Origin of the sequence: Tardiphaga sp. 709 (assembly GCF_032401055.1) — a bacterium.
Classification (GTDB): domain Bacteria; phylum Pseudomonadota; class Alphaproteobacteria; order Rhizobiales; family Xanthobacteraceae; genus Tardiphaga.
In genome coordinates this window covers 1,175,826-1,199,519 of record NZ_CP135529.1, presented here as the reverse complement: position 1 = coordinate 1,199,519, position 23,694 = coordinate 1,175,826, and the positions used below count along the sequence as shown (strand labels likewise).

The following is a 23,694-nucleotide window of genomic DNA, read 5'->3' as shown; positions in this document are numbered from 1 at the left end:
TCTCTTGTAGCCAAGGCGTGGATACCCGGCATTCGCCGGGCATGACGGCGGAGTGTGGAGTGACGACGGAGCGTCACGTTGCGTCCGATTCAACTGTCAAACAGCCACGGTGCTTCAGGCATGCGTCATCGCCCCCATTATTTGCGGCGCGGGGGCGCCGTCGTGTTTCGCATTCCACCCCTCCATCAAGAGGGCGTGCGGAACGCCGGGTGCCCGTTGCACCCTTGGGCCTGATGCGATGCGGTCTTCCGCAAGGATAATGCATCAGGACTTTCGGAGGCGCCGAGCAAGTGCCCGACGTTCCGCCTGCGGTGTTTTTTCGGTTGCTTGCACTTTGCCTCAGCGAACGATCCGATCACCGAATCAAAGTCCCAAGGCGATGGGAAGGGAGCCTCAAGCGAATAGGCCGGACACGTTTTGACTTTGGTCGTCCGTCACACTGTCCAGGCTTCTTTCCATCCCAAACTCGGCCGTCTCCTTGCCAGTGGCAGTGCTGGCGCAGATCCGTCCTGCCCGAAGACAGACGTCACCCATGAACCGCGTGACGCCGCATCTCCGGCGTCCACCGCATCCTGCCCCGCGAACGTGACGATCGCGATCGCCCCTCTCGGTGGGGCAGGACGGAAGAGAATATAAACCTGATGGGGATGTTGTCAACGGGATAGGAAAAAATGTTTAAGTGCTGTCTTGCCGCCCCACACCGTCATTCCCAGGCAAACCAATTGGTTTGCCTGGGGCGCGGCCGGCGCCGCAGGCGACGGGACCGAGCCCGGAATCCTGACCTGTTCAGCGCAAAACATACCGGGATTCCCCGCCACTCCAAGTGGAGTGGCTGAGGCTCGCTCTCTCGGCTACGCCGAGACCGCGCCCAGGAATGACGAGCGCGGGGCAGTAGACAGTCGAGCTCTCCGCTGCCCTCGGACCCAGGAATCGAAAGTAAACGAGTCCTGAATCCGGGGAAAAATAAGGTTCGAGACTCCCTTGCCAGAATCGCTTGATGGTTGTCGGGCGATGAGAATGATCGACAATATCCGCAGCGACGGGGTGCAGGTGGCGCTCACGGTCGCCCTGATGGCCGCCTGTGCGGTCAATCTGCTGCTGCTTTACGCGTGGCTGTGAGCGCGTGCGCCGGTTTGGCGCGCGCGGGAGTAGCCCTTGCCGGGCAACTCTGATATCTGACTGCGCGACGCGGGCAGGCGACTGATCCGGACGTCTCATCTCGATCTTGGGTAATCAATTAACCCATTGATCCTGTTGCCGGTTTAGCTCAGCGGTAGAGCAGCGGTTTTGTAAACCGAAGGTCGGGAGTTCAATCCTCTCAACCGGCACCACCATTTCAATAACTTGGCCAAAACGGTCTTTTCGCACCGACTCGCCATCGGTGGGTTAGACCTATGAACGTTGTTCCAGGGTAGCCCGGACTTTTGCGATGACCTCCTGATAATCGGCCTCCCGCTTGTCCTGCATTTCCTGCTGCCGTGCCTTGAATGATGCCACGCGATTTCGGATGTCTTCCCGGAGATCAGTCAGCTTCATCGGCTGCGCGGGTTCCGGGACGATCTGCTTCGGATTTTCAGCAGCTTTCATCTCGGCATCTACCGCAACGGTCAGTTTCGCGGCCAGCTCGGGTTGGTTGCCCGAGACCTCTTTTACAAATGCCAATGTCTCCGCGATTAAACGATCGCGCTCTTCGACCCAACTCATGGCGTCATCATTTAGATCGAGCGACGTTAGTGCAAGCGTGTCAGCGGGTTAAGCCTAACGGAGACAGTGCAGAATCTGGCTCCGTTGTCGTATCAGCGCCAATGCGTCTCCAAGCGACCTGCTGACGCCTTTGGGCGGCTGGCTGTGGGAGGTTCGCCGAAGGCGAACGGGCGTCAAATAAACAGACAGGCTGCGACCGAGGCCGTCAGGCCGAAGAGTAGGGCGCCTGCGCAGAGGGCGCGCTCCAAAACCTCGCGTGCGTGATGTCGCTCGAAGCACTGCCGGCTGAAATACTGGTGAGTGAAGTGGTCTTCCATCTCCGCCTCCCTGAACGGGGATAGAGAATCCTTCATGTGATTCGCCGTCAAGCGGAGTGTGTGTTAAACTGTTGAATAAGCCCCGCGGCGAATTGAACCATTTTGCCGTTCGCGCGACCTAAGCGCGCTTCTCAATGAGTAAGGGGAATCGCATGACTTTTCGCGAATCCATCAACCGGCTTTTCGGCAGCACCTCAACGCCCGAATCTGAAGAGCGCGCCAGGCGACTGAACGCGTCCATGGATGAGTTTGTGCGGCTACTGCATACCAATGGCTACGACAGCAAAAGCCCCACCACCCTTAGAGAGGTGGCAGGACTTTCGGAACGTCCATCCTGCGCTCAGGACGCTCAGTCTTCCAACCAAAACCTGTGAGAGTCGTTCCTAGGTCACTGCTGGCGGTACCGCGATCGGCTTGCCCGTGTCCTCTTCGGTGCTGCACGGCTGAATAGTGTAGCCGTCCTCCAGCACCGTCTTGCCGTCCACAACATCAACGAGTCCGGCTTCGTCGGCATGTTGCCAGACGTCCTCCTCGGTCGGGAATTCCTCGCTGAGCTTCTGGTCGTCTTCGAATAGCGCGTAGGGCATGTGCCACCTCCGACGCTGCAACGCGGCGGAGGTTGAATAGTTCGATCGCAGTGGCCAATCTGCCCACCCGTCAACCGGCCCATGGAACCTCGGTCAGAAGCAGGGATACGCCCGGCCGTCCTGGCCGCGATAGGCCGCGGCCGATTGCTTGCAGCGGGCGGCGAGGGGACCGTCGTAATAGGCGAAGGTGCCCGGCTGCAGACCCGGACCGTAATTGTGCCCGAACTGGATCCGGTAGGGCTGGCCGGGTGCGGCAAAGACGAAGGTCTCGGCGCTGTGATGATGTTTCCAGTGCCGCGCGAAAGCAGGGGTCGCGACCAGCGTCGACAGGATGATGGCTGCACTGAGAAACTTCATCGGGGCTCTCCGGACATGACGATTGCAGATGTCTGCGACGGCTGAAGGGATCAGATCACGTTGCGACGGCGATGCGCAAGATGCGCGCGGCGCGCGCTTGACGCCTTTCTACTGGGATCAGATCGCAAGGCGAGCCCGTTGTGTTAACGAATCCACGCTGCGATCCCGCGCATTTGAACTTCGCCTGATGCTTGCGCGTTAGGCTTACCGGCAGTTTAGACCGCGCCCTTAACCCATCCTGCCAGGCGTTCGAATATCGTACCGCCGAGATGCAGGACATGGCCATGCGAACCCTTTCAGCACTGCTTTTCGTGATCGCGACCACGCTTCCGGCCGCAGCCGCCGATGGTTTCAACATCGTCGTGCCCGGTCGTCCCGGCGTGCCGATCATCATCAACGGCGTCGACGCGTCGTATCGCGTGATCGAAGGCGACTGGGGCCTTGATCGCGGCATTCATATTCAGCCGACCGTTTATGGCGGTCGTTACGTCGATCCGGTGCCGAATGTCGGCCACTACTATCCAAGCCTCGGTCACAAGCCCGGCTACGGGCGTCTCGAGATCGAGCCGCCGGCCAATCGCAAATTGCCACAGCCGGCCGAGAGCTTCCACGAGCACTGGTCGGCGAAATCCGCACCGATGGGGCGGCAAAATGAAGTGCCGTTCAATCCACCTGACGTCATCGTCGCACCGCCGGAATTCCGGCGCTGACCGATCAATCACCAACACCAAAAAAAGACACCCGACAGGAGAGAGTATTCATGCGTAACGTGATTTCGAAATGGGTTGCGGCGTTTGCCGTTGTCACCGCCACGGCCGGCGCCGCGCCTGCCATGGCTTGCGGAGGCGGCCTGTTCACCTCAGGCGGCTGCTCGCCTTGCGGTCAGGCCTATGTCAGCCCCTGCGGCCAGAGCTATAGCGCCGGTTACGGCTATGCCGGCGTGGCCGCCTATGAGCGGCTGCCCGATCCGACGCCGGTGACGCGTCAGTATTATTACGCCAACCAGGGCCCGACCTTCAGCGGCCCGGGCATGTTCGCGCCGGTCCCGACCTATCAGGAGACCGCGATCGGCTGGCGCGGCTATGGCCAGGGTTACGGCTCCGGCTATCGCCGTGGCTATTACGGCGGCCCCTATGCCAATCCGGTGAACTACTCCTATGGTCCGGCATATCGCGCGCCGGCGATCTACAGCTATCCGTCGCGCAGCCAGTATCGTGCGCGCCCGAGCTATCGTTACGGCTACAGCATGCAGCCGCGCACGCGTTACGGCACTACGCAGCGCAGCTACGTGTCGCGCACCGGTTATCATCAGGCGCATCGCTATGGCGCGCCGAAGGTGATGTATGCGCCGCGCGCCGCAGGGCCGCAGCGTGGTTATCATCAGCCGCAGCAGCATCGCCGCTCGTACTGATCTGATCGGCACTGATCTGAACGCAAAGAAAAAGCCCGCTCGCAGCGATGCGAGCGGGCTTTTTTGTTGCCTGCTGTGTTGCCTGCGGATCTAGCCCATCAAGCCGAGCTTGCTGGCGCCGACATAGAGCGCAAGCACGGCGGCGTTCGACACGTTGAGGCTCTTGATCTCGCCGGGCATGTCGAGCCGCGCGACGACGCTGCAGGTCTCTCGCGTCAGCCGTCGCAATCCGCTGCCTTCGGCGCCGAGCACCAGCGCCAGCGGCTGTTGCAGCGGGATCGCGCTGATGTTCTCGGTTCCCTCGCTGTCGAGACCGACGGTCATGAAACCGAGGTCGTTCAATTCATTCAGCGCCCGCGCCAGATTGGGCACCGTGATCATCGGCACCAGTTCCAGTGCGCCCGAGGCGGATTTCGCGAGGACACCGGTGGCTTCCGGGCTGTGCCGGGCCGTGGTGATGATCGCCTTGACCGCAAAGGCCGCGGCCGAGCGCAGGATGGCGCCGACATTATGCGGATCGGTGATCTGGTCGAGCACCAGCACGATGCCGTCCTGGGACAGGCTGTCGAGATCCGGCGATTCCAGCGGCTCGACCTCGGCCAGCAGGCCCTGATGCACGGCGTCGGGTCCCAGCCGGCGGTCGATCTCGTCCGGACGGACCAGGATCGGCGCCACGCGGGTGTCGATTTTCTCCTCCCCGAGGCGCCGGGCGGCGTTTTCGGTCAGAATCAGCCTGCGGATGACCCGCTGCGGATTGGCCAGCGCCATGGTGACGGTATGCCAGCCATAAAGGATGGCCGGACCATCGCCACCGCCGGATTCCCGGCCCCGGCGGGGTGGGCGCCTTCCATGATCCCGGCCCTGATCACGGGTTTTGTCGCGGCTTTGGCCGCCGTGGTCGTCGCGCCCCTTGTCAGGGCCGCGCTGGAATCGCTGTTTTCGCTCTCGATCGCTCATGGCACGGCTTGTCTCACGCGGACCGAATAATGGCAATTTGGGGCCCCGGAAAGAGGTTCGGAGAGGGCGGATATTCCTGCCCGGATCGGTTGACTTTGCCCCATGGCTTCCGTCATAAACGCGCCAACCGGGAGCCCGTTTACGGGCGCGCGTTTTAACGTCATCCATGGCCGTCCAGCCACTGATTTGGTGGGACTGCCGTGTTGGGCCAAGGTCTTGTTGGCTTGGTCCGATGGCGTCAGGCGGGGGAGTGTCCCGAGTGGCAAAGGGAGCTGACTGTAAATCAGCCGTCTTATGACTTCGAAGGTTCGAGTCCTTCTTCCCCCACCATTTTCAAATCGCTAGCGAATTTCCCCTGACGGGGTCGAGCTTGTAAGCAATCCTGTAAGCAATTCCATTTTCAGTGTTTGTTCTCGTCGCGCGGCGGGCTTGAAGTCGCGTCCGACCGCTTCCCCCGCCCTAGCGCATTTCTGGCAACGCAAGCGGCTTGAAAGGTCGTGGACGAAGGTGGTCGGCGGACATCGTAGCGCAGCGAGGTCGATATTGTTTGGCGTCTTGCACCGCGAGCATTCAATCTCCAGCCAGAGGAATCCGCCGTTGACGGCCTGATCGACTGTAGGAGAAGGGTCAATCGGTTCGCCATCCGCCCACATCCGTTCGTTCCAGCTTTCGCAGAGAAGTCGGTCGGCTTGCTTGATCAGCGCGTCACCTTTGGACCGCATCTCGTCGGACTGAGTAGCCAGGATGGAAGTCATCCCACGCGCTTTTCGGAGCTCTTTGCTCAGAGCTTTTCGGTCGCCTCCCGATAGGGGCGTAGGGTGATATTTCGGAGCCATATGGGCATCCAGGCGCAGTCAAAATGGAAAATCAAAATGCTAGTTCGTCTCAAATGATGGCCAGCAGGCGTCCTCCTCGAGACGTCCCGTGCGTTCCTGGCAGCCGTTGTCGAGGAGCTTCATGCCGACGTCTTTCCAGACAGCATGTTGGCCATAGATACGCACAGCATCCACGGTCCGAATTTCCACGATGCGGTCGCAGCGGCGGCAGGAGACGCGCAGTACATGCCGCGGAATCTCAGATAGGCGCCGCTGCTGGATAGGGACGCCGGTGCGGATTTGTCCACGCGGATCTCTGATGATGGAATCCCAATAGGCCTCCGGCAGGTCGTCTGTCGGACTAGGCGTGGGGGTCGCAGGCTCGGGCGGGCGGCTCGGCTTGGAGGCCAGCTTTTCCATCTGTTTTGGCGTCGGCATACGCCAGCTCGCGGGTCTGTCACTCATGTCTTCGACTGGAACATATAGAGAACAAATGTCGAGCCCGTTGAGGTTGAATTTTGCGGGGTCTGTTTCCGGGCGGCAGTGGTCCAACGGTGACCCATAGGCTTAAAGGCAGGCGACCTTATTGAGGGTTAACCCTCTAGCCCGTCATGGCGACGTAACGAAGCGTCACAGCGTTACGCACAATAGGGGGAACCTCCACCATCGGCGGCCCAAATACGCTGCTACACTCAGCCACATGACGGACGACACTGCCACCATGGCTGACTCGATTTGCGATTTGACCGGCTCGCCGAAAAAGAGCGCGATCAACCACGCCACGGCCATCAGGCCTATGATGTAGGGGATAAGGATCACCGGTCTTCATTCCTGGCAGATTCGTGCCCACACGGCAGGAGTTTGTCGCAAACGCGTATTCACTGGTTCATTGGAAGGCGTTGCGCGGTAATCTTTCGCGACTTCGGCCTAATACGTCATGGTGAGCTCCAACTGTGGTTGCTCACGAGTGGGGAGGGGATGCCCCCTTTCGAATCCAATAAACACGGAGGAGCGTGGCCGCGAAAGTTGGCGGCCCGAACAAGCCGATGTTGAGGCCGTGCACTATGGTAGTCGCTTGCGATGTCGAGACGATAGCTAACGACAGGAGGTAGCTTCCCAGTGCCGCCAGATATGCGGCCAGAAAAACAAGCCAGCCAACGCCCACGAGCAATCTGACGAGCGCATAACCGATTGCGCTGCCCGGTATCCGGCCCGCAACAAACAACATCAACCAGACGATCCAAAGGTCCATTATCGGGTACTAGCCTGTTTCCGGCGTCAGTGGCCTTGTTTGATTTTGGCAGTGGCCTGATTTGGTTTTTGGCACAAAGTGCACAGGACTTTCCCGGGCAAGTTTGCAAAATATTCCCTCATCTGAGAGGCGGGCCATAGCGTCTCCAAGAGACTGGGAACATGACGTGACAGACTACCAAGCACGCTGCCGAAAGGTTCTTGAACTACATCGATCAGGGGTTCTTTCGTCGCTGATCGCAGAACGATTTGGGGTTAAGAGCCCTGCCGTAAACCGGATGATCAGAGACGCGGTTGCCAGTGAGGAGAACGCGCCCCGCGAAGGTGACAGTTTACCCGCGGTGCACGGCCAGACGAGGTGAGCTAACTTTTGATCTGGCTCAAGGAAACGTCCCACGCCGGATCGACTTTGGCTTGATGGCTAAGCGCGACCAATCGAACGAGACTGAGGCGAAGGAGCCCAAGCCGTCCCGGCTGGAGGAGGCGCGACAGATCGTTGAGGAATACGCGAACGACCTTCGTGCGATCATTCGGAGGCTCCGCAAGATGAACTAAGGCCGCCTCAGTGGGCGGCCTGTTTCATTTCAAATAACCCCGTCGGTCGGTCTGGTTGGCATCTGCGATATCGTCGTCATCTTGACACGAGGAGCAGAGATCAAGCTGGCTAATTCGTTCTCGGCGGCCAGCGCCGGGCCGCCAGCCAGCCCACCAGAGGCGCGCCAAAGGCCAGGCACCACATGAATTGTGCAACGAATGGAGCGACGGCGGCCATCACCGTTGCGAGCGCGAGTGCGAAGACCGGAAAGACCGCGATTGCCAGCAACTCAGAATTGCGGCGACCTCGCAGCGCCAGAACCCATAGCAGCGCGTTCAAACCAGCAATAACTGTCAGATGGAAGCCGTAGCTTACTGCGACGACACTATCGAGCCGATACGCGCCGTAAAGTCCATTCGTCACTGGAAGCATGACAATCGATAGCAGGAAGATCAGATTGAGGAAGACTTCGCCGCGGCTACCTTCCGGCGCGAAAGTGAGTCGCCGATGATGGCTGAGCCAAAAGACGCCGGCCACGATAAAACTGATCATCAGCGCGATGACAGGTTGTGCATAGGCACCGACAAGCTCCATCCAGGCCGGCGCGTGTGCGAACCTGCTGGCCTTCGGCAGATCGTAGGCGAGCAACGTCATCGCAACGCCGAAGATGGTGTTGCTCAACGCCTCCAATCGGCGCATTTCGAAAAGGCCGATCTGTTTCAACCTCGCTCCCCCTCAGGAGTCGCCGGACTCGGCGGTCTGATTCCGATGATGCCGCCTGCTGCGTGGAGACCCGCAGCCTAAATCATACGGATAGCCTTCTCGGCATCCGTGTAAGCTTCATCTTCTGATGGGAAATCCTCGGACGTGACAACGCTTTTTAATGCAATGCCATTCATAGTCAGGATGGCCCCATCTTTGCGGGAAATAGCTGCGCGCCAGAATCCTGGGCGCCGCTGGTAAGCGAGAATGGAGAACTGAGCTTTATTTGCCATTGCAATGTTCGGCGCCTCAAAGGCTGCCGAGTCAAGGCCGGTAAGATGGCATGCCAACCTATCTCGTTCGAATAATCGACACCCACGATCTCGTCGGGATCTTCTCTGCCGACAATATCGTTCAGCTCATCGACATCGTTGACGAATGCACTGAGCCCGATGAGTGCGAGTATACGCGCATGGGCCCTGGCGGCATCATGTGGGAGAGCCCGGCAATACCGATCCCGATTGCGCTCCCGAAGGATGACGACGGCGGAGAGCCAGATCCTATGCCGTGGGGTGACGCCAGCGTTACGGAAACTTGGTGGGACTATTTCTACGGATACGCTGCTTATCGCTGGAAGCGGTTCTTTCCCGACGATCCGCCGAAGCCCAAACAGCCGGTGCTGCCACAACGGCCGGGACCGGGGCATGTGGTGCCCTTTCGGAAAAAGCGGGAATGAGGAAAATTCGTTACAAAGCTCAACGATTTCAAGAGGTCGGGCGAGACTGTAAATCAGCCGTCTTATGACTTCGAAGGTTCGAGTCCTTCTTCCCCCACCATTTTCAAATCGCTGACGAATTGGCTCTGCGGGGCGGCGGCCTGTAAGCAATCCGATTTTCGGTATTTGTTCGCTTCAAGCAGCGCGTATTTGCTTGGCTCCGAACGCGCCAGCCTAATTCGATTTGGGGGCCGACGGCGGCTTCCGCAGGTTGGCGGTCTCGGGATCGAAGCCAATAGCGTAGACGTCTAAGACGCCAGCTTCACGCAGCTTCCGTAGCTCGCTCGCCGCCTGATCGAGGGTCTGTACGGTTCCGTAGCAGACCTTCTCCGGCTGCCTGTGAGGGGTCCCGTAGATACTGTAGGCCACGACTGAAGCACACCCCGTGATCGCTGCGAAAGGTTTGCAAACGCTACCGCAGTCATTGGCGTGTTGTCTATAAAAATAGACAACTTGGCGATGGACGGCTGCGTCATCACTTGTGGCCGCCAAGACTTGCGCAGATTGGTCATGACTGTGGTGGTGCTAAGCTTGCTCACGCATGCACGCTTCTCATTGGTTTATCTGACAGCCACGAACACACCGCGGCTGGAACAGCTCCCGCTATCGCAACGGACACATCGAAATATGGCTGGCCCATGTAGCGTGCGACAAGCTCGGCCAGGATAGCCGCCACCGGCATCGTCGCGATGAGCCGCACGTAAAGCGGCTGGCCAGAAAGCGCCCAGTCCACTCCTGCCGTCAACCAAGCAGGAATGATGGCGAGCACATACGCAATTCCCACCAGCCACGCCAGGAACCCGATGTCGGGAAAACCATAGCGCAACAACTGATCGGCTGCGATGTAGACGAACAGCACGAGTGGCGGAAACAGCATCGTGAAAACGAGCAGTCGCTTCATAAAATCATCTCCAAGATCCGTTGGTCGGTCTTGGCGGCGATTTCGTTCAACTTTCGATCTCTATCGCTCAAGAGCGATAGTCATTCTTCATCGCATTCCGGGATCTGATGGAATTATGTTCTCTGTTTTTCAGTACACGTAGAACTTCCTCCTTAAATCATGGGTCAACTGGACCGCCTCTGAAACTGCCAGTAGTAATCCGGCGTCATCACCTCAAAATCACGTTCGGATCATTCGATGTTTGCGCTCCCGGTTGTCGCGGGTTTTGCGATTGGCGCCGTTTTCGGCGTGGTCGGCCTGTTGAGCGGGTTCTGCCTCATGAGCAGCCTGCGCGACTGGTGGGCCCACGATGACGGACGCAAGATCCGCAGCTACGCGCTGGCGGTTGCCGTGGCGGTTGTCGGCACACAATTCATTGCCGGTGCGGGGATCGTCGAGATAGCGAAGTCGCTTTATCTGCAGCCATCATTCTCGGCGCCGTTGATCTTCGTCGGCGGACTGTTGTTCGGCCTCGGCATGGTGCTCTCGAACGGCTGCGCGTCCCGTGCGCTGGTGTTGCTCGGCAAGGGAAATCTGAGGTCGCTGGTCGTGATCGCAATCATCGGCGTCACGGCGCAGATGACGTTGAAGGGCTTGCTCGCGCCGATGCGGCTGTCGATCCTGCAATGGACGCAGATGACGCCGGGCGCGAATTCGGTGCCGTCGCTGCTCGGGACACTCGGTCTGCATGAAGCGACTGCGCGTATCGCGGCAACGCTGATCGTCGGTGGTGCATTGCTGGTCTTTGCATTGTCGCATCGCGAGCTTCGTCGTTCGCCGGGGCAGCTCGTGGCGGGGCTGGTGATGGGCCTTCTGGTGATTGCGGGCTGGCTGGCGACCGGCTGGCTTGGCGCCGACGAGTTCGATCCGATTCCTGTGGCGTCGCTCACCTTCGTGTCGCCGGCTGCCGATACGCTGCAATTCATCATGCTGTCGACGGGCATGACGTTGAATTTCGGAATTGCGCTTGTAGCGGGTGTGTTCGTGGGCAGTTTGCTGACCGCTCTGCTGACAGGCCGGTTCGAATTCGAGGGCTACACCTCTGCGCGTCATACCGGCCGCTCGATGGCCGGCGCGGCACTGATGGGGATCGGCGGCGCGATGGCCTATGGCTGCTCGATCGGGCAGGGGCTGACAGGCTTGTCCACGCTTGCGCTGCCGTCCTTTGTGGCCGTCGCCGGCATCTTTGCGGGCGCTGCAGTTGCGATCCGCGGCCTGGCGCTGCGTCCAGCGTTTGCGGCGCAATAAGAGCTTCCACATAGCTTTGTGAGTTTGATTGCGCCGGCGCAGGGTGATTGCTAATCAATCCTCTGATCGTCAGAGGTTTTGCGCGCGATGACTAAGCGAAGACTGTTTTTCTGTCTGTCGGTTCTTGCGCTGGTCCTATGTGCGACGCCGCCGCTCGCTGCACAGACACGGCCCGCCAAACAAGATGCGGCGCCGGACAAGCCCTTCGCCGAGCATTTCATCGCATTGCAGCTGTCGGATTCCGATCCGAAGAAAGAACGCCTCGTTCTCAGCGTCGCCAGCAATCTCCTGAAGGCCTATGGACCGGACAAGGTCGCGGTCGAGGTGGTCGCTTTCGGCCCCGGCATCGATCTGTTGCGCGACACCAACGAACATCGTGCGCTGGTCAATAGTCTGGTGACCCAGGGCGTGCGCTTCAGCGTCTGCGGCAACACGCTGGATTCGATCGAGCGCGACACCGGCAAACGACCGGCGCTCAATCCGCATGCGGTGGAAGTGCAGGTCGGCGTCGGCCATTTGCTGGATCTGACAGAGCGCGGTTTCACGATCGTGCGTCCCTGAAATTGTACATCCCAGAAAAGGAGTTTTGAGATGCGATCATTGTTGAGATCGATTGCCGGTGCTCTCCTGTTTGCGCTGATCGCCTCGTCCGCTTATGCAGCGGGCGCGAAGGAGCACCGTGTCGCCATTCAGGTCAATCAGAACGATCCCGCCCTGATGAATCTGGCGTTGAACAACGCGACCAACGTCATGGAGTTTTACAAGGCCAAGGGCGAGGACGTTCAAATCGAGATCGTCACTTATGGGCCAGGTTTGCACATGCTGCGCGACGACACCTCGCCGGTCAAGGACCGTATCAAGCAGATCGTCGATGCGAGCTTCCCGTCCAGCGTCAAATTCATCGCCTGCGGAAATACCAAAGAGGGCATGGAGAAGCGTGAGGGCAAGGCGATCAGCGTCGTATCCGAGGCGACGGTGGTGCCATCGGGCGCCGTCAGGCTGATCGAATTGCAGGAAGCCGGCTGGAGCTACCTCAAGCCTTGATGCGACTTATTTGGATGGCGGCGCTTTCCGCGCCAGCAGCATCCAGTTGCGCTGAATGAGGTCGCGCGGCGAGCCATCGACCAGGATCGCAATGCCAATGCGCGCGCCAAGTATCATGCCGCCGACGGCAATCGGCCAGGACAGCGCCAGCATCGATCCCGCGGTGATGCCCTGACCAATGGTGCAGCCGCCGGCCAGGATGCCGCCGATACCCATCAGGCAGGCACCGACGAGATGGCGGCGCATTTCGTGATCATCGTCGAAGGCTTCCCATCGCAGTTCGGCCGTGAACCACGCTGCAGCCCATGCACCGGCAATGACGCCGAACACGCTGCCGACGCCGAAATCGGCGAAGTTCGCGACATTGAGAACCCCGGCATACAGTGCTTTTCCGATAGTCGATACGAATGTCAGGCTTTGTGGACGCGGCGGGCCAGCGAAGTCGTCGTTCAATCCTACCGTGACGATCCAGCCGGCAATCGTGAGCAATCCGAGTGCGACACCGGCAGTGAGCAGGCGCGGCGCACGGCGCAGGCGTTTGTCGCTGAGTGCCAGCCAACAAAGGCCGCTGCCGACAATGATGGCGAGCGGCACGCGCAGATCGCGGCCGGCTGCTTGCGTCAGTAGCGATGCAAAGTCGGAGCGTATGCCGTCCGGCATCCGGATCGATAGCTGCTCAAGCACGCCAATGCGAAGATCGGCGAACAGTCCGCGCAGAGTGGCATAGGCCGTCGCACCCAGCACGAGGATCACGATCAGGCTCCTGAGATCGCCGGTGCCGAGCCGCACCAGCGAGCCGAATCCGCAAGTGCCGACCATCGCCATGCCGGTACCGAACATGATGCTGCCGATCACGATCGCAATGAGGGGCAATGCGGTGGGAACGTAAGTGGTGTGTTCGGGCGCGAGAAAGCCGGACAGGATCAGCGCCTGCGTGCCGAGCATGGCGACGCCAAGCGCCAGACCGAAAATCTTGAGGCGACGGTTGTCACCGCCCATCAACGCATCTTCAATAGCGCCAAATGTGCAAAGGCGCGCGCGTCGCACGGCAAATCCCGCAGCAGCGCCGATGGCAAAGCCTGCCAGCGCCGATAACCAGGCAGACATGTTCTGCATGGGTTTCCTCCTGATGTGAGGTGCGCTGGCCTTACGGGCCGCGCGCCTCCGCTTGCCGGTTCGGCGGCGTTATTTTTTCTTGGTCGGCGCCGGTGTAGCGCAGAAAATATCGTAGATGACCGAGATGACGCTTCGCACGTCGTCATTGGCCAGGCTGTAATAGATCGTCTTGCCGTCGCGGCGGGTCTCCACCATGCCGTCGTAGCGCAGACGCGCGAGTTGCTGGGACACCGCGGACTGCCGCAGCGACAGGATGTTCTCAAGCTCGGATACTGATCGCTCCCGCTCCGCCAGCAGACACAACAGCAGCAGGCGGTTTTCGTGCGAGATCGCCTTCAGGAAGTTGCTGGCCTTGCGGGCCTTGCGCATCAGCTGGTCGAGTTCGGGCGAATACTCCGCGCCGTCGCGCAGTTCGTCTTCGAGTTCGGATGGAATGATGGAGGCCATGGCAGCGCGCGTATCCCGCGAATGTTTGAAGAGGATCAGGAACGATTGGCGTTGGGCTGTGAGGTGGTCAGTCTGGCAGCATACTTCCCGAGCAGGCTCCAGAAAGATTCGTCGTTCATGTAGCCGGTGATGCGGCCAATCTCGTGGCCGTTGTCGACGATCAGAAAGGTCGGAGTGAAACGCACCGGCGAGGCCAATGCCACGCCGGGCGATTTGTCGCGATCCATGTCGATGCGGCGCAGCGGAAGAAGCCTGGCTTCATCGGTCTTGTCGTAGACCGGAGCGATTTCGCGATTCCAGCGCGCGCACCAGACGCAGCCATCGCGCTCGAACATCAGTAGTTCGGACGCATCAGCGATGCGCGGCGACAGCGCCGCAGTCATCACCAACAAAGTCGCGATCAACGAGGTTTTCAGAGGCAATTTCCACGTCATGTGTTACACATACACGAATTCGAATATTTATGCCAGAACCGGATCCGCCGTGGTGTCCTCAATCTCGTTCCTTGGTGCGCTGGGCGCAGGGCTGTTGTCGTTCCTGTCGCCATGCGTTCTGCCGCTGGTGCCGCCCTATCTCTGCTTTCTGGCAGGCGTCAGCCTGGACGAACTCGACGATCGCGGTGGTCAGGCCGGCTGGCGCCCGAACGGACGCGTAGTCGCATTATCCTTCGCTTTCGTGCTGGGTTTCGCCACGGTCTTCGTCGCCTTGGGCGCATCGGCATCGCTGATCGGCAAGGCGATCACGGCGCATTTCGAGACGCTGGGCATCATCGCCGGTCTGCTCATCGTCATTCTCGGGCTGAACTTTCTCGGCGTCTTCCGGATCGGACTGTTGTTTCGCGAAGCGCGCTTTCAGGCCGTGCGCAAGCCTGCGGGCTTTCTCGGCGCCTATCTGGTCGGGCTCGCTTTTGCTTTCGGATGGACGCCCTGTGTCGGGCCGGTGCTGGCCGCCATTCTGATGGTCGCAGGCGCCGAAGGCGCACCGGCGCGGGGGGCGCTTCTGCTTGCCGCCTATGCGCTCGGTATCGGCATTCCTTTCATGCTGGCTTCGCTATTTTCGAGGCCATTCATGCGGCTGATGGCGCGGCTGCGTCAGCATATGCTGGCTATCGAGAAGGTGATCGGCGTCGGCCTTGTCCTGACCGGTGTTCTGTTTTTGACTGGCGCAATGCCGCGCATTTCAGGTTGGTTACTGGAGACCTTTCCGGCCTTTGGTACGGTCGGGTGATGTGGATCGGGAGGATCGAATGTCTGAAGTAGCTGGTGTGATCACCCGACGGCATGCGCTTGCCGCACTCGGTATCGGCATGCTCGGATTACGAACGGCGCCGGCATCCGCGAAAGCGACGCTCGGCGACGACGGGCTCTATCAGATGGACTGGTATCTGGAGAGCTTTCTCGATCTCTCCGAGGATCTGGCGGGCGCGACCGCCAAGGGCAAGCGTTTCGCCATCATGTGGGGTCTCAAGGGCTGTCCCGCCTGTAAGCGCATGCATGAGAGCTACATGACCGATCCGAAGATCGAGACCTATATCCGCGACAATTTTGAGATACTGCATCTCAATCACATCGGCGCACGGGAGGTGACGGATTTCGACGGCGGCAAGCGTGGCGAGAAGGCTTTCGGCGAAGCCTACGTCATTCGCTTCACGCCGACGATCCAGTTCTTTCCGGAGACCATCGCGGGACTCGCATCGAAAAGCGGGCAGGCGCGGGAAGTCGCGCGGATGCCCGGGCTGCTGGAGCCGGTGGAGTTTCTCGCGATGTTCCGTTACGTGCGCCAGAAGGGCTACGAGACGGCGCCATTTCCGGAGTGGCTGAAGAAGCAGGCGTAGCTGGTAGTTCAGAAGTCGAGCTTGTCAGAAATCAAGCTTGTCCTGGATCGCGGCAATGCCTGCCTTGGCGCAGGCCTCGTCGGCATCGCCGCCGGGGGCGCCCGAGACGCCGATGGCGCCAAGCATTGCACCGCCGCCTTCGATCATCATGCCGCCACCGATGATCACGACATTCGGCAGGTTGCGCAGCCCGGCCTGCATCATGCCGGGCTGGCTGATCGCGTTGAGTTCGGTGGTGCTGTTGCGGAAGGTCGCGGAGGTCCAGGCCTTGCCGGTCGCCGTCGGCGGCGTGTGCGGTCCGGCAAAGCGATCGCGCAGCAGGACTTGCGGTGTGCCGAAGCGATCGACCACAGCAACGGCGACTTGATAGCCGCGCTTCTGGCACTCCTTTAGTGCCGCACGCGCGGCGTCGAGCGCCAGCTCAAGTCCGAGGGACTTGTAGCTGACGACGGCTTCCTCGGCCCTTGCTGCAGATGATGCGAGCATCGACAGGACGACGGCAAACCACACGTTTCTCTTCGTCATGTCGATTCACTCCCGGTTCGCGTTACTTGTTCACCGGTGATTCCGGATCGAACAGGAAAGCCACGATATCCTTGATCTGCTGCTCACTCAGCACCTTGTTGACGCCGAAGCGCGGCATGTTCGAGCAAGCGAATACGGCTTGCGAGTCATAGACCTTGGTGAAGGCGTTCTTGATTTCCTGCGGATCGTATTTGCGATCCTTGCCGTAATTGGTCAGGCTCGGCCCGAGCGTGCCGTAGCTGACTTCCTTCTGCTCCATCTGATGGCAGGCATAGCAGTTGCCGCCGCTGACAGTGTCAGGTGGATCCGAGAACTGGCCGCCGCGACCGTTATTGGCGATCTTGGCGCCTTCCTTCCAGTTGCCGAGGAATTTGCCGTCGGCGGGATACACCACCCGCGCCATTTCGCGCGCGGTGATCTTCTCGGCCTCGGCGCTGGGAACTTCATTGTGATAGGCGTTGCAGGTCTTCAGCGTTTCGTCCGGCTCGATGCGCGCCTGCCATTCTGGCGGCGCTTTACCGAAGGTGGATTTCATATAGGCATCGACGAGAGCTGGATCCGGCGCCTTGGCGGTTTGCGCTGATGCGGCTGACGTGAACGAGCCTGCTGCGAGAACGAGCGCGGCGAGTGTCAAAACGCGTTTCATCTCAAGGCTCCTTATCGCTTGATCGACGGAACGTTGAGTTCGCCGGCCACCGCTTGTTTCTGCAGGAAAGAGGTGAGGGCGGTTATGACGTCCGAGCCGTATTCCGGAACGGGCCAGCGCTGCTGGCGGAAGCAGTCCCACAGGCGATGCTGCATGGTGCGCAGCGCGCCCTGCGAGACGCGGTAGGTCGGCCAGCCGCCCATGGTTTCCTGCGCCGGCTTGCCAGGCTTGGAGAAGTTCGGCAGTCCCTGCAGCCGGATGCGCTTGCCTTCGTCGGCATGGCAGGTGGCGCAGGAGAAATCGTTGACGCCGCCGCGGCGATAGAACAGCGCTTCGCCGACCGCCACCATCTCCTGCTCCTTGGGATTGCTCAGCGGAATGTCGATCTTCATGCCGTTCGATTTGTTGGCGATGTAGGCGACGAGGTCTTCCATGTCGGACGCACGGCCCGGGCCGGAAAAGCGCCGCGCGATGACATCCTTGGTATCAAGTCCCTGAATGTTCTGCATGCACCACAACAGGCGCTGTTCGAGATCCATGACCTTGTCGGCATCGGCGAAGTAGCGCGGCAATTGCGCGAAGGCGCCTTCGAGTTTGCCGGCGCCGAGACCGAGATTGCAGGTTTCGAGCGAGACGTTCTTGGTGCCGCGGGCTTCGCCCCACAGCGCTTCGCCGCGATCGACGGCGAGATAGCCGGGATTGGACATCGGGTCCGAGATCATCTCGCGATAGCGTTCGATCTCTTTTTCGCTGGCGTCCTGCGCATGACTGCCGAAGCTCCCCGCGCAGAGTACCAGAATGGCCGCTGCCGCTGACCGAATGACGGTCTTCCTCATCTGTCCCCTCCCACATCGCCGTCTCTGCGGCACCTGTGCATTTCAGATCTTTACATTCAAGAAAAAGAATATAATGATATGTCCCAGATAAGATAGATCAGACTTGGAATCGTCAAGCGATACTATTGTAAAGGGATTGCTCAAATCCCGCAGGAGGAAGCACTCATGATTTTGAAGTCGGTCGAGAAGACCCGTCGCGAAACGCTGGCCATGGCCGCGATCGCTGGTCTCGCAGCAATCCTTGCTCCCAGACTGTCGCTGGCCGATGAGCAGGCCGTCGCCGCCGAAATCAAGAAGCTGTATGGCGACAAGAAATTCGAAAGCGGCAAGATCAAGCTCGATGTGCCCGAGATCGCCGAGAATGGCCTTGTGGTCCCGGTCAATGTCGATGTCGAAAGCCCGATGACCGACGCCGACTACGTCAAGTCGGTGCATGTGTTCGCCGAAGGCAATCCGCTGCCGGCCGTCGTCAGCTACCGGTTCACGCCAGCTTGCGGCAAGGCCTCGGCCTCGACCCGCATGCGTCTTGCGGAAACCCAGAACATCGTCTGCATCGCCGAAATGTCCAACGGCAAGCTGCACATGGCGAAAGCCAATGTGAAAGTCACGATCGGCGGCTGCGGCGGCTAGTCGCGCGGCTTCGTTCACAGAACAGATTTATCAGGCGAGGACTTTCTCATGGCAACCAAACCAACCCCGCGCGTTCGCGTTCCGACCCAGGCCAAGCCGGGCGAACTGATCGAGATCAAGACGCTGATCTCTCACGAAATGGAATCCGGCCAGCGCAAGGATGCAGCCGGCAAGGTCGTGCCGCGCAAGATCATCAACAAGTTCACCGCCGCCTTCAACGGCAAGACGGTGTTCGAGGCCGACTGGAATCCCGCCATCTCGGCCAATCCCTATCAGTCGTTTTTCTACAAGGCTGCCGAGTCCGGCGAATTCACCTTCACCTGGAAGGATGACGACGGCTCCGACTATGTCGCGACCAACAAGCTGACCGTGGCCTGACGTTCTTCTGAACATTCACCCTTCCATAGCGGAAGGGATCATAGGTGGATCATGATATCGAGGCGGGATTTCCTGCAAGCGACCGCGGCTGCGTCTGCGCTGACGATCGGAAGCGGCCTTGGGCCGCTGGGTCGGGCTGCGGCACAGCAGCGCCTGACACAGGCCGATATCCTGCGGTTCGATCCGCTGGGTACGGTGACGATCCTCTATGTCGCCGATACCCACGCGCAACTGATGCCGCTGCACTTCCGCGAGCCGTCGGTGAATCTCGGCGTCGGCGAAGTGAAGGGCATGCCGCCACATCTCACGGATGCCGAGTTTCGCAACTACTTCAAGATTGCAGCCGGCTCCACCGATGCCTTCGCGCTGACCGCCGATGATTTCGTGGCACTCGCCAAAAACTACGGCCGCATGGGTGGCATGGACCGTATCGCCACGCTGATCGGGGCCGTGCGCGCCGAGCGCGGCGATGACAAGGTGTTGTTGCTGGATGGCGGCGATAGCTGGCAGGGAAGCTGGACGTCACTGCAGACCAAGGCGCAGGACATGGTCGATGTGATGTCGGCCCTGAAGCTCGATGCCATGGTCGGTCATTGGGAATTCACCTATGGCGCCGAGCGCGTCAAGCAGATCGCTGACTCCGCGCCCTTCGCATTCCTGGCACAGAACATTCGCGACAACGAATGGCAGGAGCCGGTGTTCGAAGCGCGCAAGATGTTCGAGCGCGGCGGCGCCACCATCGCCGTGATCGGTCAGGCATTGCCGCGCACGGCCGTCGCCAATCCGCGCTGGATGTTCCCCAACTGGGAGTTCGGCATTCGCGAGGAGGACATCCAGAAACAGGTGGATGAAGCCCGCGCTGCCGGAGCCTCCATCGTGGTGTTGCTGTCGCATAACGGTTTCGATGTCGACCGCAAGCTGGCTGGCCGCGTGAAGGGGCTCGACGTCATCCTGACGGCGCATACCCATGACGCCATGCCAGGCCTGATCAAGGTCGGCAATACGGTGCTGGTCGCGACGGGCTCGCATGGCAAGTTCGTGTCGCGTCTCGATATCGAGGTGAAGGACAAGAAAGTTGCGGATATCCGCTTCAAGCTGATGCCGGTCTTCGCCGATGCCATCAAACCTGATGCGGCGATGACCGCGCTGGTGGAGAAGGTGAGGGCGCCGTTCGCCAAGGATCTGGCGCGTGAAATCGGCAAGACGGATTCGCTGCTGTATCGCCGCGGTAATTTCAACGGCACGTTCGACGATCTGATCTGCAACGCGATGATGGCGGAGCGCGATGCGGAGATCGTGCTGTCGCCCGGCTTCCGCTGGGGCGGCACGCTGATCCCCGGCGATGCGATCACCTGGGAGCAGATCACCAACGCCACCGCGATCACCTATCCGAACTGTTATCGCAACCAGATGACCGGCACCCAGATCAAGGAAGTGCTGGAGGATGTCGCCGACAACATCTTCCATCCCGATCCGTATTTCCAGGGCGGCGGCGACATGGTCCGCATGGGCGGCATGGGCTACGCGATCGATATTTCCAAGCCGATGGGATCGCGCATTTCCGCGATGACCCATCTGAAGTCCGGCAAGCCGATCGAGGCCAGCAAGACCTACACGGTCTCGGGCTGGGCCAGCGTCAACGAGAATACGCAGGGTCCCCCGATCTGGGATGTGGTCGCGGCGCATGTAGCGAAGGTCTCAACCGTCAGGATCGAACCCAACACCGCGGTCAAGGTGACCGGGGCCTGATCCAGGCGTCGTAGTGCAGAGACAGGAAAGCTTGTCGCATGACTGATCGAACATCAGCGGAAACGCTCAATCGCCGCCGCTTTCTCGGTGCGGCAGGTCTGGCCGGCGCAGGCGCCGCATTGTCGGCGATCCCCACACTTGCAGGAGAGACGGCGAAATCCGAAGCACTCATCACCGACGTACAGGACTGGCAGCGCTATCTCGGCGATGGCGTCGACAAGCATCCTTACGGCGTGCCGTCGAAATTCGAAAAGAATGTGATCCGGCGCGATGTTCCGTGGCTCACCGTGTCTGCGGAGTCCTCGGTCAATTTCACGCCACTGCACGACCTTGACGGCATCATCACCCCGTCCGGCCTGTGCTTCGAGCGTCACCATGGCGGCGTCGCCGAGATCAATCCGGCGGATCATCGCCTGATGATCAATGGCCTCGTCGACAAGCCGCTGGTCTTCACCATGGACGACATCAAGCGGATGCCGCGCGTCAACAAGGTGTACTTCCTGGAATGTGCCGCCAATTCCGGCATGGAATGGCGCGGCAGCCAGCTCAATGGCTGTCAGTTCACCCACGGCATGATCCACAATGTGATGTATACCGGCGTGCCGCTGAAAGTACTGCTGGATGAAGCCGGGCTGAAGCCGAACGCCAAGTGGCTGATGCTGGAAGGCGCCGATTCCGCCGGCATGAACCGTTCGCTGCCGATCGAGAAGGCGCTGAACGATGTCATGATCGCTTTCGCCATGAATGGTGAGGCACTGCGTCCTGAACAGGGCTATCCGCTGCGCGCGGTCATTCCCGGCTGGGAAGGCAATCTGTGGGTCAAGTGGCTGCGCCGCATCGAGGCCGGCGATCAGCCGTGGCAGACCCGCGAGGAGACGTCGAAATATACAGACCTTCTGGCCGACGGAAATTCCCGTAAGCATACATTCGTGATGGATGCGAAGTCGGTGGTGACCAATCCATCGCCGCAGGCGCCGTTGAAGCACAAGGGCCGCAATGTGCTGAGCGGGCTGGCCTGGTCCGGCCGCGGCACGGTGAAGCGCGTCGATGTCTCGATGGATGGCGGGCGCAACTGGCAGACCGCGCGCATCGATGGCCCGGTCTTCGACAAGTCCGTGGTGCGCTTCTATGTGGATTTCGACTGGAACGGGCAGGAGCTGATGATCCAGTCCCGCGCCATCGACTCCACCGGCTATATGCAGCCGTCAAAGGACGATCTGCGCAAGGTGCGCGGCGTCAATTCGATCTACCACAATAACGGCATTCAGACCTGGCTGGTGCGTTCAGGCGGGGAGACTGAAAATGTCGAAATCGGCTAATGCCCTGACACTGGTGCTGGCGGCATGTCTGCTCGGCAGCATAATTGCGCCAAGCGCTGCCCAGCAGATGGCGGGCCGCGAGGTGGCAAAGCCTGCGGGTAAGCTTGGGCTCGGCCGGGCGGCCACCGCTGAGGAAATCGCGGCCTGGGACACCGATGTCCGGCCGGACGGGCGCGGTCTTCCGGTCGGCAAGGGCACCGTGAAGCAGGGCGACGATCTGTTTCAAGAGAAGTGCGCGTCCTGTCACGGCGAATTCGGACAGGGCGTCGGTCGATGGCCGGTGCTTGCCGGCGGCGCCGGGACATTAAAGGCCGATCGGCCCGACAAGACCGTCGGCTCGTTCTGGCCCGATTTGTCCACCGTGTTCGACTACATCAAGCGCGCGATGCCCTATGGCAATGCGCAGTCGCTGACCAATGACGAGGTCTATGCGCTGACGGCCTACATTCTCAGCATGAACGATATCGTCAAGGACGAGACATTCGAACTCAACGAGAAGAACTTCACGTCGATCAAGATGCCGAATGCTGCAGCATTTTTCGAGGACGACCGCGAGACGTCCGAGAAGCATTTCTGGAACAAGAATCCGTGCATGAAGGATTGCCGGCCGGCGCCGAAGGTGACCGGGCGCGCCATGTCCATCGACGTCACGCCTGACGGCAAGTCCGGCCCCAAGGTCGAGTAGCAGGCGAGGGCATTCGTCTTTGTCGCGATGGCTCGCACGCCATAACAATCACTACATTTGAGGTTTGACCAGGATGACGTTTCGCTTTTCGCTGCTCGCTTTGTCGTTCGCACTGATGACAACCGATGCCATGGCGCAGGATGTTGCAGCCGGGGAGAAGTCCTTCAACAAGTGCCGCGCCTGCCATCAGGTCGGCGAAACCGCGAAGAACACCGTAGGGCCGATCCTGAACGGTCTGTTCGGGCGCAAGTCCGGCACCGTTGCGGGCTATAATTATTCCGACGCCAACAAGAATTCAGGCCTGACCTGGGATGATCAGGTGTTCACCGATTATATCAAGGACCCGAAGGGCAAGATCCCTGGCACCAAGATGAGCTTTGCCGGCATCAAGAACGAGCAGGAGATCAAGGATCTCACAGCGTTCCTGAAGCAGTTCGCCGCCGACGGTAAGAAGGGCGGCTAAAGCGCTGTCGTTTTTCAGGCGAGCAGCTCGCTTGATATGATCCGGACGAAATCGTTGCAGTTTTCGCCAGATGCCGCTGATCGGCAGACTGGAGATTGCATCAAGGGTGGCGTCCTGGTCACCCGATAACCATGCTCGGAATGTTGGATGATTGCCCCGCGCACGCAGTGCATCCGATGAGTGGATGATCCAGCATTTCAGTTGTTGGCACGACTCTTGCTGATCGTAAAAGGAGATAGGCGATAGCGAGAGTGAATCTTGAGAAACGTGTTGACCCATAGAGCGAGAAACTGGTGTGTGAACGTCTGGCGCGAAATCAGGGATTCCTTGAAACACGCGCCAATGCATTAGCCGGATGCCGACCGTGCACCGCATCTGATCCGGACCGATTTTTCGGCCGGTTTCCTTCGATTGGCAGTCTCG

At 60.1% G+C, this 23,694-nt stretch carries 31 protein-coding genes and 2 tRNA genes; 17 read left to right on the top strand and 16 right to left on the bottom strand.

From position 1 onward, the window contains the following. Positions 1 to 1,256 precede the first annotated feature (1,256 nt). Positions 1,257 to 1,331 (top strand) — tRNA-Thr (locus tag RSO67_RS06285). A 61-nt stretch (positions 1,332 to 1,392) separates the two neighbouring features. Here RSO67_RS06285 and RSO67_RS06280 read toward each other — a convergent pair. Next, on the bottom strand, positions 1,393 to 1,704 hold the full coding sequence (locus tag RSO67_RS06280) for a hypothetical protein (protein ID WP_184518050.1): 312 nt from the start codon (positions 1,702 to 1,704) through the stop codon (positions 1,393 to 1,395). A 173-nt stretch (positions 1,705 to 1,877) separates the two neighbouring features. Continuing rightward, the gene (locus RSO67_RS06275; protein ID WP_315842795.1) at positions 1,878 to 2,021 is read right to left on the bottom strand and encodes a hypothetical protein; all 144 of its coding nucleotides are present in this window, start codon (positions 2,019 to 2,021) and stop codon (positions 1,878 to 1,880) included. 152 nt (positions 2,022 to 2,173) lie between these two features. On the opposite strand from RSO67_RS06275, the gene RSO67_RS06270 reads away from it, so the two are divergent. Further along, positions 2,174 to 2,395, top strand: coding sequence for a hypothetical protein (locus tag RSO67_RS06270; RefSeq protein WP_184518048.1), 222 nt, complete (start codon positions 2,174 to 2,176; stop codon positions 2,393 to 2,395). 9 nt (positions 2,396 to 2,404) lie between these two features. On the opposite strand, the gene RSO67_RS06265 is transcribed toward RSO67_RS06270, so the two are convergent. Both RSO67_RS06265 and RSO67_RS06260 read right to left on the bottom strand, forming a co-directional pair. Next, positions 2,405 to 2,608 (bottom strand): hypothetical protein, encoded by a 204-nt coding sequence (locus tag RSO67_RS06265; RefSeq protein ID WP_315842794.1) that lies wholly within the window; start codon positions 2,606 to 2,608, stop codon positions 2,405 to 2,407. A gap of 93 nt (positions 2,609 to 2,701) precedes the next feature. Next, entirely contained in the window at positions 2,702 to 2,965 is a 264-nt protein-coding gene (locus tag RSO67_RS06260; RefSeq protein ID WP_093762074.1) for a hypothetical protein, read from the bottom strand. Between the two features lie 284 nt (positions 2,966 to 3,249). On the opposite strand from RSO67_RS06260, the gene RSO67_RS06255 reads away from it, so the two are divergent. Continuing rightward, positions 3,250 to 3,675, top strand: coding sequence for a hypothetical protein (locus RSO67_RS06255; RefSeq protein WP_315842793.1), 426 nt, complete (start codon positions 3,250 to 3,252; stop codon positions 3,673 to 3,675). A 50-nt stretch (positions 3,676 to 3,725) separates the two neighbouring features. Next, positions 3,726 to 4,376: a hypothetical protein gene (locus RSO67_RS06250; RefSeq protein ID WP_315842792.1), complete on the top strand. Its 651-nt coding sequence runs from the start codon at positions 3,726 to 3,728 to the stop codon at positions 4,374 to 4,376. Positions 4,377 to 4,466: 90 nt separating this feature from the next. Here RSO67_RS06250 and rlmB read toward each other — a convergent pair whose 3' ends face one another. Then, the gene (gene rlmB, locus RSO67_RS06245) at positions 4,467 to 5,333 is read right to left on the bottom strand and encodes a 23S rRNA (guanosine(2251)-2'-O)-methyltransferase RlmB (RefSeq protein ID WP_315842791.1); all 867 of its coding nucleotides are present in this window, start codon (positions 5,331 to 5,333) and stop codon (positions 4,467 to 4,469) included. A gap of 244 nt (positions 5,334 to 5,577) precedes the next feature. Here rlmB and RSO67_RS06240 point away from each other — a divergent pair. Further along, a tRNA-Tyr gene (locus RSO67_RS06240) sits at positions 5,578 to 5,663 on the top strand. An 11-nt stretch (positions 5,664 to 5,674) separates the two neighbouring features. Here the strand turns inward: RSO67_RS06240 and RSO67_RS06235 are convergent. The 4 genes from RSO67_RS06235 to RSO67_RS06220 form a co-directional block, all read right to left on the bottom strand. Continuing rightward, positions 5,675 to 6,169 carry a hypothetical protein gene (locus RSO67_RS06235; RefSeq protein ID WP_315842790.1) on the bottom strand — a complete coding sequence of 165 codons (495 nt, stop codon included), beginning with the start codon at positions 6,167 to 6,169 and terminating at the stop codon, positions 5,675 to 5,677. Between the two features lie 39 nt (positions 6,170 to 6,208). Further along, complete coding sequence (locus RSO67_RS06230; RefSeq protein ID WP_315842789.1) at positions 6,209 to 6,586, bottom strand: hypothetical protein; 378 nt, start codon at positions 6,584 to 6,586, stop codon at positions 6,209 to 6,211. Between the two features lie 1,477 nt (positions 6,587 to 8,063). Beyond that, positions 8,064 to 8,633 (bottom strand): TMEM175 family protein, encoded by a 570-nt coding sequence (locus RSO67_RS06225; protein WP_315844177.1) that lies wholly within the window; start codon positions 8,631 to 8,633, stop codon positions 8,064 to 8,066. Between the two features lie 101 nt (positions 8,634 to 8,734). Next, entirely contained in the window at positions 8,735 to 8,929 is a 195-nt protein-coding gene (locus tag RSO67_RS06220) for a hypothetical protein (protein ID WP_315842788.1), read from the bottom strand. A gap of 50 nt (positions 8,930 to 8,979) precedes the next feature. On the opposite strand from RSO67_RS06220, the gene RSO67_RS06215 reads away from it, so the two are divergent. Then, complete coding sequence (locus tag RSO67_RS06215; protein WP_315842787.1) at positions 8,980 to 9,372, top strand: hypothetical protein; 393 nt, start codon at positions 8,980 to 8,982, stop codon at positions 9,370 to 9,372. A 574-nt stretch (positions 9,373 to 9,946) separates the two neighbouring features. On the opposite strand, the gene RSO67_RS06210 is transcribed toward RSO67_RS06215, so the two are convergent. Next, positions 9,947 to 10,312, bottom strand: a complete 366-nt coding sequence (locus tag RSO67_RS06210; protein WP_315842786.1) for a hypothetical protein — start codon at positions 10,310 to 10,312, stop codon at positions 9,947 to 9,949. A 237-nt stretch (positions 10,313 to 10,549) separates the two neighbouring features. Here RSO67_RS06210 and RSO67_RS06205 point away from each other — a divergent pair, with 237 nt between their 5' ends. The 3 genes from RSO67_RS06205 to RSO67_RS06195 all read left to right on the top strand — a co-directional run bounded on the left by RSO67_RS06205 (position 10,550) and on the right by RSO67_RS06195 (position 12,643). Then, positions 10,550 to 11,599 carry a YeeE/YedE family protein gene (locus RSO67_RS06205; RefSeq protein ID WP_315842785.1) on the top strand — a complete coding sequence of 350 codons (1,050 nt, stop codon included), beginning with the start codon at positions 10,550 to 10,552 and terminating at the stop codon, positions 11,597 to 11,599. Positions 11,600 to 11,686: 87 nt separating this feature from the next. After that, on the top strand, positions 11,687 to 12,160 hold the full coding sequence (locus RSO67_RS06200) for a hypothetical protein (RefSeq protein WP_315842784.1): 474 nt from the start codon (positions 11,687 to 11,689) through the stop codon (positions 12,158 to 12,160). 30 nt (positions 12,161 to 12,190) lie between these two features. After that, entirely contained in the window at positions 12,191 to 12,643 is a 453-nt protein-coding gene (locus RSO67_RS06195; RefSeq protein WP_315842783.1) for a DsrE family protein, read from the top strand. Positions 12,644 to 12,649: 6 nt separating this feature from the next. Here the strand turns inward: RSO67_RS06195 and RSO67_RS06190 are convergent, their stop codons facing one another. From RSO67_RS06190 to RSO67_RS06180, 3 genes are all read right to left on the bottom strand, one after another. Then, the gene (locus RSO67_RS06190; protein ID WP_315842782.1) at positions 12,650 to 13,759 is read right to left on the bottom strand and encodes a YeeE/YedE family protein; all 1,110 of its coding nucleotides are present in this window, start codon (positions 13,757 to 13,759) and stop codon (positions 12,650 to 12,652) included. 69 nt (positions 13,760 to 13,828) lie between these two features. Beyond that, entirely contained in the window at positions 13,829 to 14,206 is a 378-nt protein-coding gene (locus tag RSO67_RS06185) for an ArsR/SmtB family transcription factor (RefSeq protein WP_068731992.1), read from the bottom strand. A 35-nt stretch (positions 14,207 to 14,241) separates the two neighbouring features. After that, the gene (locus RSO67_RS06180; RefSeq protein ID WP_315842781.1) at positions 14,242 to 14,640 is read right to left on the bottom strand and encodes a thioredoxin fold domain-containing protein; all 399 of its coding nucleotides are present in this window, start codon (positions 14,638 to 14,640) and stop codon (positions 14,242 to 14,244) included. A gap of 49 nt (positions 14,641 to 14,689) precedes the next feature. Between RSO67_RS06180 and RSO67_RS06175 the strand changes: the two genes are divergently transcribed. Both RSO67_RS06175 and RSO67_RS06170 read left to right on the top strand, forming a co-directional pair. Beyond that, a complete protein-coding gene (locus RSO67_RS06175) occupies positions 14,690 to 15,433 on the top strand; it encodes a cytochrome c biogenesis CcdA family protein (protein WP_315842780.1) in 744 nt (247 codons plus the stop codon). A gap of 19 nt (positions 15,434 to 15,452) precedes the next feature. Beyond that, positions 15,453 to 16,040: a thioredoxin family protein gene (locus RSO67_RS06170; protein WP_315842779.1), complete on the top strand. Its 588-nt coding sequence runs from the start codon at positions 15,453 to 15,455 to the stop codon at positions 16,038 to 16,040. 24 nt (positions 16,041 to 16,064) lie between these two features. Here the strand turns inward: RSO67_RS06170 and RSO67_RS06165 are convergent, their stop codons facing one another. From RSO67_RS06165 to soxA, 3 genes are read right to left on the bottom strand one after another with little or no spacing between them, the layout of a single operon-like run. Further along, on the bottom strand, positions 16,065 to 16,565 hold the full coding sequence (locus RSO67_RS06165) for a GlcG/HbpS family heme-binding protein (RefSeq protein ID WP_092151772.1): 501 nt from the start codon (positions 16,563 to 16,565) through the stop codon (positions 16,065 to 16,067). A 22-nt stretch (positions 16,566 to 16,587) separates the two neighbouring features. Then, positions 16,588 to 17,211: a sulfur oxidation c-type cytochrome SoxX gene (gene soxX / locus RSO67_RS06160; RefSeq protein WP_315842778.1), complete on the bottom strand. Its 624-nt coding sequence runs from the start codon at positions 17,209 to 17,211 to the stop codon at positions 16,588 to 16,590. Between the two features lie 11 nt (positions 17,212 to 17,222). Continuing rightward, complete coding sequence (gene soxA / locus RSO67_RS06155) at positions 17,223 to 18,047, bottom strand: sulfur oxidation c-type cytochrome SoxA (protein WP_315842777.1); 825 nt, start codon at positions 18,045 to 18,047, stop codon at positions 17,223 to 17,225. 165 nt (positions 18,048 to 18,212) lie between these two features. Between soxA and soxY the strand changes: the two genes are divergently transcribed. The 6 genes from soxY to RSO67_RS06125 all read left to right on the top strand — a co-directional run bounded on the left by soxY (position 18,213) and on the right by RSO67_RS06125 (position 23,271). Further along, positions 18,213 to 18,677 carry a thiosulfate oxidation carrier protein SoxY gene (gene soxY, locus RSO67_RS06150; RefSeq protein ID WP_231080235.1) on the top strand — a complete coding sequence of 155 codons (465 nt, stop codon included), beginning with the start codon at positions 18,213 to 18,215 and terminating at the stop codon, positions 18,675 to 18,677. A 48-nt stretch (positions 18,678 to 18,725) separates the two neighbouring features. Beyond that, positions 18,726 to 19,055: a thiosulfate oxidation carrier complex protein SoxZ gene (soxZ, locus tag RSO67_RS06145; RefSeq protein WP_089264796.1), complete on the top strand. Its 330-nt coding sequence runs from the start codon at positions 18,726 to 18,728 to the stop codon at positions 19,053 to 19,055. Positions 19,056 to 19,106: 51 nt separating this feature from the next. Continuing rightward, positions 19,107 to 20,804 carry a thiosulfohydrolase SoxB gene (soxB, locus tag RSO67_RS06140; protein ID WP_315842776.1) on the top strand — a complete coding sequence of 566 codons (1,698 nt, stop codon included), beginning with the start codon at positions 19,107 to 19,109 and terminating at the stop codon, positions 20,802 to 20,804. A 38-nt stretch (positions 20,805 to 20,842) separates the two neighbouring features. Next, a complete protein-coding gene (gene soxC, locus RSO67_RS06135) occupies positions 20,843 to 22,123 on the top strand; it encodes a sulfite dehydrogenase (RefSeq protein ID WP_315842775.1) in 1,281 nt (426 codons plus the stop codon). Continuing rightward, entirely contained in the window at positions 22,107 to 22,808 is a 702-nt protein-coding gene (locus RSO67_RS06130; protein WP_315842774.1) for a cytochrome c, read from the top strand. The genes soxC and RSO67_RS06130 overlap by 17 nt, the downstream gene beginning before the upstream one ends. Positions 22,809 to 22,881: 73 nt before the next feature. Then, positions 22,882 to 23,271 (top strand): cytochrome c family protein, encoded by a 390-nt coding sequence (locus RSO67_RS06125; RefSeq protein ID WP_315842773.1) that lies wholly within the window; start codon positions 22,882 to 22,884, stop codon positions 23,269 to 23,271. Positions 23,272 to 23,694 lie beyond the last annotated feature (423 nt).

Bases quoted from the DNA above. Each gene is read 5' to 3' on its own strand.
- RSO67_RS06280 (WP_184518050.1), bottom strand. From the start codon at position 1,704: ATGAGTTGGGTCGAAGAGCGCGATCGTTTAATCGCGGAGACATTGGCA.
- RSO67_RS06275 (WP_315842795.1), bottom strand. From the start codon at position 2,021: ATGGAAGACCACTTCACTCACCAGTATTTCAGCCGGCAGTGCTTCGAG.
- RSO67_RS06270 (WP_184518048.1), top strand. From the start codon at position 2,174: ATGACTTTTCGCGAATCCATCAACCGGCTTTTCGGCAGCACCTCAACG.
- RSO67_RS06265 (WP_315842794.1), bottom strand. From the start codon at position 2,608: ATGCCCTACGCGCTATTCGAAGACGACCAGAAGCTCAGCGAGGAATTC.
- RSO67_RS06260 (WP_093762074.1), bottom strand. From the start codon at position 2,965: ATGAAGTTTCTCAGTGCAGCCATCATCCTGTCGACGCTGGTCGCGACC.
- RSO67_RS06255 (WP_315842793.1), top strand. From the start codon at position 3,250: ATGCGAACCCTTTCAGCACTGCTTTTCGTGATCGCGACCACGCTTCCG.
- RSO67_RS06250 (WP_315842792.1), top strand. From the start codon at position 3,726: ATGCGTAACGTGATTTCGAAATGGGTTGCGGCGTTTGCCGTTGTCACC.
- rlmB (WP_315842791.1), bottom strand. From the start codon at position 5,333: ATGAGCGATCGAGAGCGAAAACAGCGATTCCAGCGCGGCCCTGACAAG.
- RSO67_RS06235 (WP_315842790.1), bottom strand. From the start codon at position 6,169: ATGGCTCCGAAATATCACCCTACGCCCCTATCGGGAGGCGACCGAAAA.
- RSO67_RS06230 (WP_315842789.1), bottom strand. From the start codon at position 6,586: ATGCCGACGCCAAAACAGATGGAAAAGCTGGCCTCCAAGCCGAGCCGC.
- RSO67_RS06225 (WP_315844177.1), bottom strand. From the start codon at position 8,633: ATGCGCCGATTGGAGGCGTTGAGCAACACCATCTTCGGCGTTGCGATG.
- RSO67_RS06220 (WP_315842788.1), bottom strand. From the start codon at position 8,929: ATGGCAAATAAAGCTCAGTTCTCCATTCTCGCTTACCAGCGGCGCCCA.
- RSO67_RS06215 (WP_315842787.1), top strand. From the start codon at position 8,980: ATGCCAACCTATCTCGTTCGAATAATCGACACCCACGATCTCGTCGGG.
- RSO67_RS06210 (WP_315842786.1), bottom strand. From the start codon at position 10,312: ATGAAGCGACTGCTCGTTTTCACGATGCTGTTTCCGCCACTCGTGCTG.
- RSO67_RS06205 (WP_315842785.1), top strand. From the start codon at position 10,550: ATGTTTGCGCTCCCGGTTGTCGCGGGTTTTGCGATTGGCGCCGTTTTC.
- RSO67_RS06200 (WP_315842784.1), top strand. From the start codon at position 11,687: ATGACTAAGCGAAGACTGTTTTTCTGTCTGTCGGTTCTTGCGCTGGTC.
- RSO67_RS06195 (WP_315842783.1), top strand. From the start codon at position 12,191: ATGCGATCATTGTTGAGATCGATTGCCGGTGCTCTCCTGTTTGCGCTG.
- RSO67_RS06190 (WP_315842782.1), bottom strand. From the start codon at position 13,759: ATGCAGAACATGTCTGCCTGGTTATCGGCGCTGGCAGGCTTTGCCATC.
- RSO67_RS06185 (WP_068731992.1), bottom strand. From the start codon at position 14,206: ATGGCCTCCATCATTCCATCCGAACTCGAAGACGAACTGCGCGACGGC.
- RSO67_RS06180 (WP_315842781.1), bottom strand. From the start codon at position 14,640: ATGACGTGGAAATTGCCTCTGAAAACCTCGTTGATCGCGACTTTGTTG.
- RSO67_RS06170 (WP_315842779.1), top strand. From the start codon at position 15,453: ATGTCTGAAGTAGCTGGTGTGATCACCCGACGGCATGCGCTTGCCGCA.
- RSO67_RS06165 (WP_092151772.1), bottom strand. From the start codon at position 16,565: ATGACGAAGAGAAACGTGTGGTTTGCCGTCGTCCTGTCGATGCTCGCA.
- soxX (WP_315842778.1), bottom strand. From the start codon at position 17,211: ATGAAACGCGTTTTGACACTCGCCGCGCTCGTTCTCGCAGCAGGCTCG.
- soxA (WP_315842777.1), bottom strand. From the start codon at position 18,047: ATGAGGAAGACCGTCATTCGGTCAGCGGCAGCGGCCATTCTGGTACTC.
- soxY (WP_231080235.1), top strand. From the start codon at position 18,213: ATGATTTTGAAGTCGGTCGAGAAGACCCGTCGCGAAACGCTGGCCATG.
- soxZ (WP_089264796.1), top strand. From the start codon at position 18,726: ATGGCAACCAAACCAACCCCGCGCGTTCGCGTTCCGACCCAGGCCAAG.
- soxB (WP_315842776.1), top strand. From the start codon at position 19,107: ATGATATCGAGGCGGGATTTCCTGCAAGCGACCGCGGCTGCGTCTGCG.
- soxC (WP_315842775.1), top strand. From the start codon at position 20,843: ATGACTGATCGAACATCAGCGGAAACGCTCAATCGCCGCCGCTTTCTC.
- RSO67_RS06130 (WP_315842774.1), top strand. From the start codon at position 22,107: ATGTCGAAATCGGCTAATGCCCTGACACTGGTGCTGGCGGCATGTCTG.
- RSO67_RS06125 (WP_315842773.1), top strand. From the start codon at position 22,882: ATGACGTTTCGCTTTTCGCTGCTCGCTTTGTCGTTCGCACTGATGACA.